Source organism: Bacillus sp. BB081, assembly GCF_008368895.1.
In the GTDB taxonomy this organism is placed as follows: Bacteria; Bacillota; Bacilli; order Bacillales; family Bacillaceae_G; genus Bacillus_A; species Bacillus_A wiedmannii.
The window spans coordinates 18,956-33,624 of sequence record NZ_QOZX01000057.1 but is presented as its reverse complement, the minus strand read 5'-3'; the positions used below and the strand labels follow the sequence as shown (position 1 = coordinate 33,624).

Here is a 14,669-nt window from a genome sequence, read left to right as displayed (position 1 = left end):
CTCTAATAGGACAAACCTGCCGGGAAATCCCCTGCAGGTTTGTTTTAATTTCTGTACATTAAATATCTTTCATACCACATATCTACGAAATCTGGCGCGAATGGCCCTTTTCTTTGATGAATCCATTGTGTTAATTGTGCTACATTTCGTTTTAAAATAGTATCAATAACAGGTGGATACTGCATAATTTGACTATGCTTTTCATACTCATCTTCATCTAAAAGCGTATATGTCATATCTGGATATACTTTAATATCTAAATCATAATCAATGTACTTTAATGCTTCAGAATCATATGCAAAAGGTGAGCCTAAATTACAATAATAATATACTCCCTCTTCCCTTAGCATCCCAATCACATTAAACCAATAGTTTGCATGAAAATAACAAATTGCTGGTTCACGAGTAATCCATGTTCGGCCATCTGATTCTGTCACTACTGTACGATCATTTGCTCCGATCACAAGGCTCTGTGTCCCTTTTAAAATTGTTGTCTCTTCCCACATTCTATGAATGGAGCCATTATGTTTATAACTATGTATTTGTACTTTTTCTCCTTCTTTGGGAAATCCCATATATACTCCCTTCTTTCAACTGCAAATGCCCTTTGAGCTGCATTCACTTTTTTTTCTATTATAACTTTTTTGTCGAAATTTTAAAACTAAAGCGACAAGACTCTATTTTTCACACTGAATACCATATCCCTAATCTTCTTAGGAGACGGGGCCTTCGCTGAATGATTTACAAACGAGGAAATGGAAATAGAAAAAGCCCTTCCTTATTTCTATCTAAAGAAGGACCTTTCACCGGAAGGTAACAATATGCCTTATCCTAAACTCGAAATCATTTTTTCAGTTTCAAAAGATTGAATCACACTATTTGTTTGCTCTTCAAATTTCTCATGTAACAGTTTTAATGCTAATTCTGTTCTATATATTTCTTGGCGGATAAAATGTAATTCCTTTTTATCGCACGTATCCTTTTCGCTCATTTCAATTTGCTGATACTTCTCTAGATGAGCTTGTAACTTTAACAACTCATCCATCGTTTCCAATTGCTCTCCTACCAACTTATCAAAATCGTTCATTACTTACCCCCTTTTGAACTTATTTATCAGTTATTATTCCTCATTACATATTTCTCATCTTTACCTTCCTTCTCCTTTGACTACATTTGTTGACTTATTAGAAGTTATGTCGTTCACTTTATTTTCATTACCATGACCCAGGCACAAAGAAAACACTTCTCCCGAATTAGAGAAGTGTTTTTCTTTCATTACTGATTTGAACTAGAAGATTGTGATTGTTTTGCAGCTGATTGTGCATTTTGTTTTTTCACAGCGTGCACATCTGTTTCAGTTGCGAATTCTGTACCATAACTAGCGTTTGCACTTTGTGCACCGGAAGCTTGTGCTTTCTTTGCTTCTGATTGTGCGTTTGCTTGTTTTACTGCTTGTACATTTGTTTCAGTTGCGAACTCTGTACCATAACTAGCATTTGTACTTTGAATGCTAGCACCAGAAGTTGCCTTGTTATAACCTTGTTGTTTTTTACTCATCTTTCTCACCTCCACAACCAATAATGTAACCAATTTACTTAGAAGCTATCCGTAATTTTCTTTTTAAAAAATTTCGCATATATCTCTTATTACTCATTCAAACTATAGGAAATGGAGGTGGGAGTATGTATATAGGACGCGATATGACTGAACTAACGATGATTTCAAAAAATGAATGGAAAGAAGATGAATTAGCTTATTTTCATCACTCATTACAACAGATTTTGCCGTATTTAAATTCAGAAGGTCAAAGTATCTATAAAGAAATTGTAGTAGAAATTGAATCAAGAGGTGGCTTACAACAAGGTGAAGCTAATTGGACTCATGGGACAAAAATTTCTTACGATTAAAAAAGTGTTCCCAATCTAGGGAACACTTTTTTAATTTATTGCATTGTAATTTTCTCAACGCAATTCTCATAAATCGTACGATGCGATTTCGAGAATGGTAACTGCTCAAATGCTTCTTTCGATACAAATTTCAATGTATCTGTTTCAACAATATCACCAGTTACTTTTCCGTAAAATACGAATATATCCCAAGTGCGATGTGTAAATGTATGTTGTACATTCATTGCGTATTCTTCAATAGAAATCGAGAGCTCAAATTTTTCTTTCATATAATCTGTAAGCTGCTCTTTCTGATTCCGAATCCCTTCCCCAAGTTCAGCATTTGGAAACTCCCACATGTTAGCTAATAACCCGGTACTTGGACGTTTATTAATGACGTAACGACCATCTTCTGTTTGAAGTACCCCTGCAACAATCGGTACCATTGTAGGAGCCTTCGCTTTACTTTTTACTGGTAACTCCTTTTGAACACCTTCAGCATATCCTCGGCAATGTTCACGTACAGGACAAAGTAAGCAAGATGGATTTTTGGGAATACAAATTAGTGCACCTAATTCCATCAAACCTTGATTAAAATAAGATGGATTTTCAGCCGAAATAATTTCACGTACAATCTCTTCAAACACTTTTCTAGTTTTCGGTTTTGCAATGTCATCCCATACTGATAAAATGCGAGATAATACACGCATAACATTTCCGTCAACTGCCGGCTCTGGTATACCATATGCGATACTTAAAATAGCACCTTTTGTATATGGGCCAACCCCTTTTAATTTTTCAATTTTCTTTACATCACTCGGTACTATCCCGCCGTATACTTCTTTCACTTCTTTTACAGCCGCATGTAAATTTCGTGCTCTAGAATAATACCCTAAACCTTCCCATGCTTTTAACACTTCTTCATCACCAGCATTTGCCAAAGCTTCTAGAGTAGGAAACTTCCCCATAAAATTCGCGTAATATGGTTTTACAGCTTCTACCCTCGTTTGCTGCAACATAATTTCCGAAACCCAGACGCGGTATGGATCTTTATTTTTACGCCACGGTAAGTCGCGTTGCTCTTTTTCAAACCAACCAATTAAATCATTTTGAAACTGCTCTATGTTAAAATTATTTAATATTTCAAGTGTCAAACTTGATCCCCCTCATTTTTTTGCATATAAGTACTATTATAAAGATTTTAGGAAAAAATTTAAGTAAGATGACATAGGAAATAGAAGGCAAAGGACTTGAGGTATCGAATAAAAAGAGTTACATTAATAAAAAAACGGAGGTGGATTTCTATGGACACAGCCACTCACCTTGTTATGGGCGTTACTCTAGGCAGTTTGGCAATGTTAGATCCAGCCATAGCACAAAGTGATATTGGGCCACAAGCAGTTATGCTTGCTACAATTGCCGGTTCCAATATTCCTGACATCGATACAGTTTTAAAATTGCGTAATAACGCTAAATATATAAGAAATCATCGCGGGATTACTCATTCCATTCCTGCAGTGATTCTTTGGTCATTCCTTATAAGTGGCATCTCTTTCGCCTTCTTTTCAGACGCTCCATATTTGCATCTACTACTTTGGTCATTTATTGCCGTCTTTCTTCATGTCTTTGTAGATATTTTCAACGCCTACGGTACACAGGCATTACGGCCCTTCACAAAAAAATGGGTAGCACTCGGCATCATTAATACATTTGATACCGTCATTTTCTTTATCCACCTACTCGCGATTGCTTGTATGCTTGTAGGTTCCCATAAAGGGTATACTGCTTTAGCAGCGTATATATTGATGATTATTTACTATATCGGACGGATTATGATGCATAGAAACATACGTAGCGTCGTATATAAACGTTTCAATCATGTGGAGAAAATAATCATTTCCCCTTCTTACAGATTTTATCATTATCATTTAGCAATCGTTACAACTGATTATTACTACGTTGCTAGATGGCATCGTGGTAACATCATGATATATGATAAGTTCGACCGGGTACCGTTCCCAGATAATACTATTATGCGCGCAGCTAAACAAGATGAAAACATCTCAGCATTTCTATCTTTCTCCCCTGTGTATCGCTGGGACATTTTCGATTATGATCATTATTACGAAGTTCGCTTCATTGATTTGCGCTATCGCAGTAAAGATTATTATCCATTCGTTGCAATCGTTCAACTCGACCACAATTTAAATATTATTAGTTCCTATACAGGATGGATTTTTAGTGAAGAAAAACTTCGAAAAAAACTGGAATTACTTCCACATTAAAAAAAGCGACTTAAGTCGCTTTTTTTAATGTTTCAAATGATCTTCTTGATTGATTAAATGGCTATATTTCGGATTATTTGTACGCATTTCATGAAGGCGACCTCCATGATTATTAATCCATGTTCGTACCACTTGTTCAGTCATTTCATCACCTTGATAACGACCTGATTTAGCATAAGTTGTTTGAAAGTCTTCCCACAATAATTCAACCCACGCACGAGCTTGTGCGTAAGAAAGTTTGTCATTTTTGTCTAATAATTCTTTTGTTAATGTTTCGTGAATATCATTCATGTTCTATTCTCCTTTTACCTATTTATTCCCTTAATTTCTAAAGGATAGTTTCCTCTATTTTGCACATTCTATAAGTGATACTTCTTAAAGAGGTATCAACTGATGATGAGGAGGGCGTTCGCAATGGGTAAACAAGCCGAATTTTGGTCTGAGTCAAAAAACAACAGCAAAATCGATGGTCAGCCGAAAGCGAAATCACGCTTCGCTTCGAAACGACCTAACGGCACAATTAACACGCACCCACAAGAACGTATGCGTGCTGCAAATCAGCAGGAAGAATAGTTCAGGTACAACCTAAAAAATTAACTTCCTACACGAGGTGATAAAGATGAGCTACCGTGATCGCTTAGATAGTCGTTCTGAATTATTTAACCATACGTGGACTCGTCCGAAACATGCAAAAGCGCAAGTTAACGGACAGACGCAACAAACCCAGTCTCTCATTATACTGGCGAATGAATGTAAAAAACGCCAATTTTAGAATCTCCTATCTCCTGTAACGCCTACCAAAGATGAAAACCAGAGAGATATTCGCTCTCTGGTTTTCATTTTTCTTGCAATAAAGAAATCGGTATTCCAATCTCTTCATTATCATTTTGCTTATGTCCCCAAGCAAATACCCCGTTGAAATACGTAATTTCAAATAATATACCAGGTTCTTCTACTAATTCATATGTCTCACCAATATGAAATTTGTTTATATCAGTCATATAAGCACGAGCCATTGCCATCTTTCGCATTAATACATCGAACTCATTTACAATACCAAGCTGCTCTGCCTTTATTGCTTGCTCTTTCAAAACCCCAATTTCTTCCCTTAGCTCATGTGGTGTCATTTCACTGTAGCGCTTTGGCATATTCATCTTATTCCCCTCATCCCTCTTCACGTTTCATCTGCAAAAATATCTCTATCTCATCAATAGAGAACCCTTTGCGATATAACGCTTGTTTCATCTTATTTTCGAATGTCCATCCATCATACTTCTTATATTTCTCATAATATTTATTCCCATGATAGTGTAACGCTTCTTGTTGCTGTTCGTCATCTTTTTCGTCTTTCAATTCTTCCAAACAAATTTGAATCACATCTCTAGAATATCCTTTACGAACAAGCATTTCGTCTAACTTTAGCTTCATTTGTAAAAAGGAATGCTTTTGATAAGACCTTTTCTTCTTTTCTATAAGAAGTAAAGCATTCTCAATTTGCTTTTCCTTCGGATATTCTTGTAAACTATGTGTAATGATTAGATCCTGAACACCTTTATTTAATAACTCTCTTTTAATAACAGTCGGACCCTTTCGATTCACATTACTTTGCGTTCGCGTATATAAAACAGCGTACTCTTTATCATTAATATATCGATCATGTAATAATTTCGAAACGACTTCAGAGATGACGGCCTGTCCCACTTCTTTTTTTCGTAAATAGTCTTCTACTTCTTTTTTTGTTCTCATTTGATAGGATAGATAGGAAATTGCTTGTAAATATGCTTTTTGTACCTCTTCATTGTATAAAATATTCCCTAACGCTATTTCATCAATTTCTAATCCTTTTTGTAATCCATGTTTCATTAAGATTACTTGATCCACACTAAATCCGTATTCTTCACCTTGACCTTTATCAATATAAATATTAAATCGTTCTTTCGATCGTTTTTGCACTTCTATTTTTGTAATGACAGCCATACTCTCACCTCTCTATTATTTTAACATAGTCAAGGAACGTTTTTGCTTTTCAAGAATATATATAATGAGGAGGAAATAATTGTGAGAATCGCAATTTCTGGTGGTACCGGCTTTATCGGTAAATACCTTTCTACTTTTTTTATTCAAAAAGGATATAATGTTTACATTCTTACTCGAAACAAAACTACTGAAACTTCCCATCCTAACCTTCAGTATGTAGAATGGACACCAGATTTACAAACCTTCCCCCTCTCTTCTATCGATGTAGTTATTAATCTAGCTGGAGAGTCTATTAATAGTAGATGGACAAAGAAACAAAAGGAATCCATTTTAAACAGTCGAATTCAAACAACAAAAGGACTCATTAAACAATTGCAAACACTTGGTACAAAGCCAAATACATTTATTAACGCAAGTGCTATTGGATACTATGGAACGTCTGAAACTGAGTCTTTTACAGAACAGCATGAGATTCCTGGAAATGACTTTTTAGCAAATACAGTATATTCATGGGAACAAGAAGCATCTAAAGCACGTTCTCTTGGAATGCGAACAATCTACGCAAGACTTGGAGTTGTATTAGGCGCAGACGGAGGAGCTCTTCCCAAAATGCTACTCCCCTATCAATTCTATATTGGAGGTACAATTGGATCTGGAAACCAATGGTTATCATGGATTCATATAGACGACGTCGTTCGCCTAATTGATTTCATCATACACAAAGAAGAAATTGATGGCCCTTTTAACATCACAGCTCCCCTACCTATAAGAATGAAGGAATTTGGAGAAACCATTGCAACTATAATGAAAAAACCTCATTGGTTACCTGTCCCTTCATTTATGCTTCACACTTTATTAGGTGAGATGAGTATACTTGTACTCGAAGGACAACATGTATTACCTAGTAAAGCAATTGAACATGGGTATCAATACACATTTCCGGCAATAGACCATGCATTACAAAATATACTTTCGCATACAATGTAGTACTTCTAAAACACAGTTTTACAGGGTCCCCTTTCAAAACTTTCATTTTCTAGAATCCGGAGCATTATTACACAAATAACCTTTCAGTTACTTTCCCTTAAATTCCATTAACATTGTAAAGTAACAGAAATGAGGTACCTATGAAAATATTGCTCAAACAAGCCATTGTCTATCCTATTACATCCCAAAAATTTCAAGGGGATGTACTCGTTATAGGAGAAAGAATTGCCGAGGTCAAGCCTTCCATTCAACCTACTCAAGATATGACAGTTATAGACGCTCGTGCTCTTCATCTTTTACCTGGATTTATTGATGTCCATACTCATCTTGGTCTCTATGATGAAGGTACTGGTTGGGCTGGCAATGATGCAAATGAAACATCTGAAGTTTCAACACCACATATCCGTTCTTTGGACGGAATCCACCCTTTTGATATTGCATTTCAAGATGCTGTACAAAACGGAATCACAACTGTTCACGTTATGCCAGGAAGTCAAAACATTATCGGTGGTACGACTTGTGTAATAAAAACAGCTGGAACTTGTATTGATCATATGATTATTCAAGAACCTGCCGGCTTAAAGATTGCCTTTGGAGAAAATCCTAAAAAGGTCCATAGTAATGGAACAAAAGAATCCATAACACGTATGGGAATTATGGGATTACTTCGGGAATCATTCTATGAAGCACAGCACTACGGGCATGAAGCTGATTTTCGAATGCTTCCTATCTTAAAAGCATTACGCCGCGAAATACCCGTACGTATCCACGCTCACCGAGCAGATGATATTAGTTCTGCTCTACGCTTTGCAACAGAGTTCAATCTCGATTTACGTATTGAACATTGTACAGAAGGACACTTTATTGTTGAAGAGCTTTCGAAACACAATTTGAAGGTTTCAGTTGGCCCCACTCTTACACGCCGTTCTAAAATCGAACTTAAAAACAAAACATGGGATACTTACCATATATTATCGAAAAATGGAGTGGAAGTTTCTATAACAACAGATCACCCTTATACACCAATTCAATATTTAAATATTTGTGCTGCTGTCGCAGTAAGAGAAGGATTAGACGAAAAAACTGCACTAGAAGGAATCACCATATTTCCAGCACGAAATTTACGTTTAGAGGATAGAATTGGAAGCATTGAGGTTGGAAAAGACGCTGATCTCGTGTTATGGACTCATCATCCTTTCCATTATTTAGCCAAGCCTGTACTAACCATGATTGATGGAAAAATAATTTACAAAAAAAATAAAAAAAACTAGTTTATTTTTTTGACTAGATAAAGTATTATACGATTATAAACTGAATGAAACCATAATCAATTTGTGTCGTGATTATCATTTTCAAATTGATGAATGGGGAAGGCAAATGGTGCGCCACCAGCGTTAGAAACTGGTTCTAGTGGGTTCGATTCCCACCCCGAAATTTTTTAAAGATTGATATAAAAATTTCGAGGGTGGGGTGTTTTTTCGTCATGCTACCCTCGTGTGAGGAGGAGTTAGTATGTTGAAAAAACGCGACTTACACGACAGCCACGTTCTATACGAGTTAATGGTGGACCCAGCTGTCTTCCCTTTTGTGCGTCAAAAGGCTTATTCTTATGAAGAGTATTTATTTTTAACGAAACAAACGATTGAAGCTGAAGAGCGTGGGGAATTAATTTCACGCACAATTTTAGATGAATGGGGTAACCCTATCGGAACAATTACTTTATTTGATGTGCAAGAAAAAGCCGGATTTCTCGGAACATGGCTTGGCAAACCCTATCATGGAAAAGGCTATAATAAATTGGCGAAAGATTCATTTTTTAGTGAACTTTTCTATGAATTAGATATTGAAACAATCTTTATGCGTATTCGTAAAATAAATATTCGTTCTATTAAAGCTGCCGAAAAACTACAATATGTAAATCTAGCAAACGAAACAAGAAAAGCTGTTTATGATGAAATTAACGCAAATGAAGAAGTATATAACTTATATGAAATCCCAAAAGATCAATATACACTTGCTACAATGCGAGATACAACGTTCCAAGATACTCACCAATTAAAAGAAGCATAATCTAAATTTTTAGAAAAAATAATTAATCATTAACATTTTGCCATATACGTATATCACCCTATGTCTTTGGAAACGATAGATAGTGACTTTAGGACACGAGGTGATTTGTAATGGATAAAAAGAAACGTGACAAAACAAAAAACACATTATCTAGTACACAAGAAGTTCTTTACCAACGAGAATTTCGCAAAGCAGATCGCGCAGCGGGTTATCGCTCGAAAAGTATTTAAAGTGAGAATGAATAATTAGACGTTTTCCCCCCTAATTATTCATTCTCATTACATATTTTTTCTACGTGATAGAATAGACAAAAAGGTTCCTTATAAATAAGGAACCTTTTTTGTGTGGATAAAGTTATCCACACAATTTATAGAATTGTGAATAAATTCAACAAACCCTTCACAAGTTTATATGTTGTAACGCATAGTAAATGTTAGAATTGTGGATAGTTTTCTAAAAATTGTGGACAATGTGGATATAGTTGTTAATATTTCGACTTTACTGTTTAATGAAAGCGTAATCTTCATGTGGATAAGTTACTACTTTATCTTATAAAACAATAAAAAACCCTCTTTAAACATATAAAAGAGGGTTTCATATTAAGTAAATAATTGTGCAAGAGCAGGTGATTTAATAGGTATATGATTCGGTTCTACATGATTTTCTGCCAAAATTGTATCCACAATATGACCCGCTGGCTCCGGACGATAAATGCTTTTCATCGCTTCTTTCATTTGAAGAAGCTTCATATCATCTTGTAATAACGCCTCTGTCTTTGCAAAAACCTCACTATCATCACGAATGACAACTGCAGCTCCTTTTCTTTCAAAGTACATCGCATTTTCATTTTCTTGTCCTGGAACAGGCTTATATAAAATGACAGGTACTTGCAATGCTGCCGCTTCACTTAACGTAATACCGCCTGGCTTCGTAATCATACAAGAAGTAACACGGAATAATTCATCAATATTTTCAACATAACCAAATACTTTTAATGCATCAGGATTTTTTTCCTGTACTCCTAATAAATCCTGTTTTAACGCTTCATTCTTTCCACAAACGACAACTACTTGTAAATTAGGTAATGACATAAATGATTGGCATAGTTCTTTTACACTTCCTAATACCCCATGAGCACCTGCTACAATTAGTAAAATCTTTTTATTCTTACATAACTGATATTTATTATATATAATGTCTGGATTGATCTTCAGCTCAAAACTACTACGAATCGGAATTCCAGTTTCAACAATTTGCTCCGAGGGCACACCAATATCAACCATAATTTTTTTCACGTGATCCGTTGCTACAAAATAACGATCTACTTCCCGATGAATCCATATTTTGTGCACACAAAAATCCGTTAATACGTTATAAACAGGAATTGAAATACCTGTTTGCTTTTTTAACTCTGGTACAGCTATGATCGGAAAAGTATTAATAACAATATCCGGTTTCTCTGCTTGTAAAAGTAATTTCAAACGTTTTCTTCCAAAGTTCGCATACCAAGATGCTATCTTTTTATCATAAATTTTTTCTACGCCATAATAAAACAAGCGGTATAATTCTTTTCCTATTGTATAACTTTTTAAATATAAATATTTTGTAATATCGGTTATAACTGGATGTGATTCTCCAAACAAATCGCATACAATTACATCTTTAATTCCTTTTTGGCGAAATGTTTGTTCTAATGTTTTCGCTACTTGCACATGACCATTACCGTAATGTGCAGTTAATATTAAAACCTTGGGGTTTTTTATCAAACAAATCCACTCCTAGCTTATTGTTTCTCCATATTGCATATACGACAATAGGAAAAACATTTTCCTTAAAAATTACATAAACAGATTTTAATACTTCTCTTTCAGCTATGTACCTGTCGTGGATATGCAAAGCATATAAGATTGACCCCTTAATCCTATCTGTGCTCATATCTTTACATTATACTTTCCTATAAGAGCTTTCGCAATAACTTACAAATGTTCTCTATTCCATGATACTCACTCTTTTACTTCTTAATTCTTTTTACTATTTTGATTTCCCTTTACAATTATGTAAATTTCTCCACTTATTCCTTACAAAAATATGGATATTCTATTTTTAGTATACTCTTTTCTATATACATACTCTAGGTTTTATTGTAAAGAAAGCAAAAAGCCTAATCCAACATTTGGATTAGACTGCTTGTAAAATATGTCTTGCTTGCTCTACATTTTTTTCAGTAGGTGGTTCTACATTCGCGAGTGGATACTTATGCCCAAGTGCCTCCCATTTATATACCCCAAGCTTATGATATGGTAGCACTTCAACCTTCTGAACATTAGACAGGCTTTGAATAAAGCTAGATAATTTTTGTAGATCCTCTTCATTATCCGTAACACCAGGAACTAATACGTGTCTTACCCAAATTGGTTTATTTTTATCCGATAAATAACGAGCAAATTGTAAAATATGTTCATTTGGTTTCCCTGTTAATTTACGGTGTTTCTTTGAATCAATATGTTTCAAATCCAATAAAACTAAATCTGTGTAATCCATTAAAATATCTAGCTTATTTTGGAATTCTGGTTCTTCAGAATAACAACCACCCGAAGAATCAATTGTTGTATGGATTCCAACTTCCTTACATTTCTTAAATAATTCAATTAAGAAATCTAGCTGTAATAATGGTTCACCACCACTAACTGTTATACCGCCTCCAGAAGCTTCAATAAAAGGAAGGTAACATGTCACATCCTGCATTACTTCTTCAACTGTTATTTCTTTTCCTTTACCAATCTCCCACGTATCAGCATTATGACAGTATTGACAACGTAATAAACACCCTTGTGTAAATATGACATAACGAATTCCTGGGCCATCAACAGTACCACAAGACTCTACAGAATGAATTCTTCCTTTTATCATGTTACTTCCTCCTTTATTGAAGCAGCCCCCCTCTGCTATTTATAAAAAACAGAGGGGCACTTTTTCACTTACATACTTTCATGCATTGTACGATTAATTACATCGATTTGTTGTTCACGAGTTAATTTAATAAAGTTTACAGCGTAACCAGATACGCGAATTGTTAATTGTGGATATTTCTCAGGATGTTCCATCGCATCCATTAATGTTTCACGATTAAATACGTTAATATTTAAGTGATGGCCTTCTTTTACTGCATAACCATCAAGCATTGATACTAAGTTACGTACTTGTACATCATCTTCTTTACCAAGTGCTTTTGGAATAATAGAGAATGTATTAGAAATACCATCTTGTGCATCTTCATATGGTAATTTAGCTACAGATAATAATGAAGCTAATGCACCTTTTGTATCACGGCCATGCATTGGGTTCGCACCTGGTGCAAATGGTTCTCCAGTACGGCGACCATCTGGAGTGTTACCAGTTTTCTTACCGTATACAACGTTAGATGTGATTGTTAAGATCGACATTGTATGAACAGAATTTCTGTATGTTTTATGTTTACGAAGTTTATTCATAAATGTTTTTACAAGATTTACAGCGATTTCATCTACACGATCATCATTGTTACCGTATTTAGGGAAATCTCCTTCGATTTCAAAGTCAACTGCAATACCGTTTTCATCACGAATTGGTTTTACTTTTGCGTGTTTAATTGCACTTAAAGAGTCTGCTACTACAGATAGACCCGCGATACCTGTTGCCATTGTACGAAGAACATTTGTATCATGAAGTGCCATTTCAATACGTTCGTAGCTATATTTATCATGCATGTAATGAATAACATTTAATGTGTTTAAATATAGACCTGCTAACCATTCCATTGTCATATCAAACTTACGCATAACTTCTTCATAATCTAATACTTCAGAAGTAATTGGTGCGTACTCAGGACCAACTTGTGCTTTAGATTTTTCATCTTTACCACCGTTAATCGCATATAGTAATGCTTTTGCTAAGTTTGCACGTGCGCCGAAGAACTGCATTTGTTTACCAATTCTCATTGCAGATACACAACAAGCAATTCCGTAGTCATCGCCGTAGTCAGCACGCATAATGTCATCATTTTCATATTGAATTGCTGATGTTTTAATAGACATTTTCGCACAGTAGTTTTTAAAGTTCTGCGGTAATTGTTTAGACCAAAGAACTGTTAAGTTTGGTTCTGGAGCTGGTCCTAAATTATCTAATGTATGCAAGAAACGGAATGAGTTCTTTGTTACTAATGGACGACCATCTAATGCTATACCACCGATAGACTCAGTTACCCAAGTTGGGTCACCAGAGAATAATTCATTATAATCAGGTGTTCTTGCAAATTTCACAAGACGTAATTTCATAATGAAGTGATCCACAATTTCTTGTACTTCTTCTTCTGTTAAAGTACCATTTGCTAAATCTCTTTCAATATAAATATCTAAGAATGTAGAAGTACGTCCAAGACTCATTGCAGCTCCATTTTGCTCTTTAATCGCTGCTAGATATGCGAAGTATAACCATTGGAATGCTTCTTGTGTATTTGTTGCAGGCTTAGAAATATCAAAGCCATGAGAAGCAGCCATTTGTTTTAACTCTTGAAGTGCACGCATTTGCTCAGATAACTCTTCGCGTAAACGCATTGTATCTTCGCTCATTACACCGCCAGTTAAATTCAAATCAGCTTTTTTTACTTCAATTAAATGATCAATACCATATAATGCTACGCGTCGGTAGTCACCGATAATACGTCCACGTCCGTATGCATCTGGAAGGCCAGTAATTACACCTGATTTACGAGCCGCTTTCATTTCTGGTGTGTATGCATCAAATACACCCTGATTATGCGTTTTTCTCCAGTCTCTGAAAATACGACTAAGTTCTTTATCCATTTCGTATCCATAAGATTCACAAGCTTGTTCCGCCATACGAATACCACCATATGGTTGTAAAGAACGTTTAAATGGTTTTTCAGTTTGGAAACCGACTACTTTTTCAATATCTTTATTTAAATATCCTGGTTCATGTGATGTAATAGAAGAAACAATTTTTGTATCCATATCAAGAACGCCACCGTTTTCACGTTCTTTCGTTGTTAAATCCATTACTTGATCCCAAAGTTGTTTCGTTGCTTCAGTTGCTCCCGCTAAGAAAGATTCGTCCCCTTCGAAAACGTTTACATTATTTAAAATGAAATCGCGAACATCAATCTCTGCTTTCCATTTTTCACCTTTAAAGTTTTCCCATGCGTTTTTAACATTTTCTAATACTTGAGTCATCCTAATCTCCTCCATTTTTGATTAGTACAGGACTAAGATTTTTTATATAACAGCTTACACACTTAGAATACTACTTTTTTGCTAAAGTGAACGAAATAGTTGTGACATGTTTGTGAAATGTTGAGCAAACTACTATATACATAGTGTTAACTTCACTTAAAAGTCTTTATAATTAACCCTTTCCTTAATTGTATTTTTTTGGTATCCTTATATACGAGTCCTATTTTGTAATATAA

At 35.1% G+C, this 14,669-nt stretch carries 18 protein-coding genes; 8 read left to right on the top strand and 10 right to left on the bottom strand.

Annotation, left to right across the window (positions count from 1 at the left end):
* Positions 1-44: 44 nt before the first annotated feature.
* The 3 genes from ntdP to DN394_RS22110 all read right to left on the bottom strand — a co-directional run bounded on the left by ntdP (position 45) and on the right by DN394_RS22110 (position 1,557).
* A complete protein-coding gene (gene ntdP / locus DN394_RS22120) occupies positions 45-575 on the bottom strand; it encodes a nucleoside tri-diphosphate phosphatase (protein WP_000506626.1) in 531 nt (176 codons plus the stop codon).
* A gap of 251 nt (positions 576-826) precedes the next feature.
* Entirely contained in the window at positions 827-1,087 is a 261-nt protein-coding gene (locus DN394_RS22115) for a YgaB family protein (RefSeq protein ID WP_000997583.1), read from the bottom strand.
* Positions 1,088-1,275: 188 nt separating this feature from the next.
* Positions 1,276-1,557, bottom strand: coding sequence for a gamma-type small acid-soluble spore protein (locus DN394_RS22110; RefSeq protein WP_000039039.1), 282 nt, complete (start codon positions 1,555-1,557; stop codon positions 1,276-1,278).
* Positions 1,558-1,682: 125 nt separating this feature from the next.
* Here DN394_RS22110 and DN394_RS22105 point away from each other — a divergent pair, with 125 nt between their 5' ends.
* The gene (locus DN394_RS22105; protein ID WP_141475251.1) at positions 1,683-1,907 is read left to right on the top strand and encodes a hypothetical protein; all 225 of its coding nucleotides are present in this window, start codon (positions 1,683-1,685) and stop codon (positions 1,905-1,907) included.
* A gap of 35 nt (positions 1,908-1,942) precedes the next feature.
* Here DN394_RS22105 and mutY read toward each other — a convergent pair whose 3' ends face one another.
* Positions 1,943-3,040: an A/G-specific adenine glycosylase gene (gene mutY, locus DN394_RS22100; RefSeq protein ID WP_046953679.1), complete on the bottom strand. Its 1,098-nt coding sequence runs from the start codon at positions 3,038-3,040 to the stop codon at positions 1,943-1,945.
* A gap of 150 nt (positions 3,041-3,190) precedes the next feature.
* Here mutY and DN394_RS22095 point away from each other — a divergent pair, with 150 nt between their 5' ends.
* Entirely contained in the window at positions 3,191-4,171 is a 981-nt protein-coding gene (locus DN394_RS22095; protein WP_046953680.1) for a metal-dependent hydrolase, read from the top strand.
* A gap of 24 nt (positions 4,172-4,195) precedes the next feature.
* On the opposite strand, the gene DN394_RS22090 is transcribed toward DN394_RS22095, so the two are convergent.
* Positions 4,196-4,462: a YfhJ family protein gene (locus tag DN394_RS22090; RefSeq protein WP_000997857.1), complete on the bottom strand. Its 267-nt coding sequence runs from the start codon at positions 4,460-4,462 to the stop codon at positions 4,196-4,198.
* Positions 4,463-4,585: 123 nt separating this feature from the next.
* Here DN394_RS22090 and DN394_RS22085 point away from each other — a divergent pair, with 123 nt between their 5' ends.
* Positions 4,586-4,744 (top strand): small, acid-soluble spore protein K, encoded by a 159-nt coding sequence (locus DN394_RS22085; protein ID WP_000517891.1) that lies wholly within the window; start codon positions 4,586-4,588, stop codon positions 4,742-4,744.
* Positions 4,745-4,790: 46 nt separating this feature from the next.
* Entirely contained in the window at positions 4,791-4,943 is a 153-nt protein-coding gene (locus tag DN394_RS22080) for a YpzG family protein (RefSeq protein ID WP_000122093.1), read from the top strand.
* Positions 4,944-5,007: 64 nt separating this feature from the next.
* Here DN394_RS22080 and DN394_RS22075 read toward each other — a convergent pair whose 3' ends face one another.
* Complete coding sequence (locus DN394_RS22075; protein ID WP_001057030.1) at positions 5,008-5,325, bottom strand: YfhH family protein; 318 nt, start codon at positions 5,323-5,325, stop codon at positions 5,008-5,010.
* A gap of 10 nt (positions 5,326-5,335) precedes the next feature.
* Positions 5,336-6,148, bottom strand: a complete 813-nt coding sequence (gene recX / locus DN394_RS22070) for a recombination regulator RecX (RefSeq protein WP_000268506.1) — start codon at positions 6,146-6,148, stop codon at positions 5,336-5,338.
* A gap of 81 nt (positions 6,149-6,229) precedes the next feature.
* Between recX and DN394_RS22065 the strand changes: the two genes are divergently transcribed.
* The 4 genes from DN394_RS22065 (at position 6,230) to DN394_RS22050 (ending at position 9,435) form a co-directional block, all read left to right on the top strand.
* Positions 6,230-7,135: a TIGR01777 family oxidoreductase gene (locus tag DN394_RS22065; protein ID WP_098954005.1), complete on the top strand. Its 906-nt coding sequence runs from the start codon at positions 6,230-6,232 to the stop codon at positions 7,133-7,135.
* A gap of 140 nt (positions 7,136-7,275) precedes the next feature.
* Positions 7,276-8,406, top strand: a complete 1,131-nt coding sequence (locus DN394_RS22060; protein WP_000698306.1) for an amidohydrolase — start codon at positions 7,276-7,278, stop codon at positions 8,404-8,406.
* Positions 8,407-8,647: 241 nt separating this feature from the next.
* Positions 8,648-9,205: a GNAT family N-acetyltransferase gene (locus tag DN394_RS22055; protein WP_098664416.1), complete on the top strand. Its 558-nt coding sequence runs from the start codon at positions 8,648-8,650 to the stop codon at positions 9,203-9,205.
* 110 nt (positions 9,206-9,315) lie between these two features.
* Positions 9,316-9,435 (top strand): YfhE family protein, encoded by a 120-nt coding sequence (locus tag DN394_RS22050; protein ID WP_000358487.1) that lies wholly within the window; start codon positions 9,316-9,318, stop codon positions 9,433-9,435.
* Between the two features lie 369 nt (positions 9,436-9,804).
* Here the strand turns inward: DN394_RS22050 and DN394_RS22045 are convergent, their stop codons facing one another.
* The 3 genes from DN394_RS22045 to pflB all read right to left on the bottom strand — a co-directional run bounded on the left by DN394_RS22045 (position 9,805) and on the right by pflB (position 14,433).
* Positions 9,805-10,971, bottom strand: coding sequence for a diglucosyl diacylglycerol synthase (locus DN394_RS22045; protein ID WP_098954006.1), 1,167 nt, complete (start codon positions 10,969-10,971; stop codon positions 9,805-9,807).
* Between the two features lie 412 nt (positions 10,972-11,383).
* Positions 11,384-12,115: a pyruvate formate-lyase-activating protein gene (pflA, locus tag DN394_RS22040; protein WP_000589742.1), complete on the bottom strand. Its 732-nt coding sequence runs from the start codon at positions 12,113-12,115 to the stop codon at positions 11,384-11,386.
* A gap of 68 nt (positions 12,116-12,183) precedes the next feature.
* Positions 12,184-14,433: a formate C-acetyltransferase gene (gene pflB / locus DN394_RS22035; RefSeq protein ID WP_000195475.1), complete on the bottom strand. Its 2,250-nt coding sequence runs from the start codon at positions 14,431-14,433 to the stop codon at positions 12,184-12,186.
* Between the last annotated feature and the right edge of the window lie 236 nt (positions 14,434-14,669).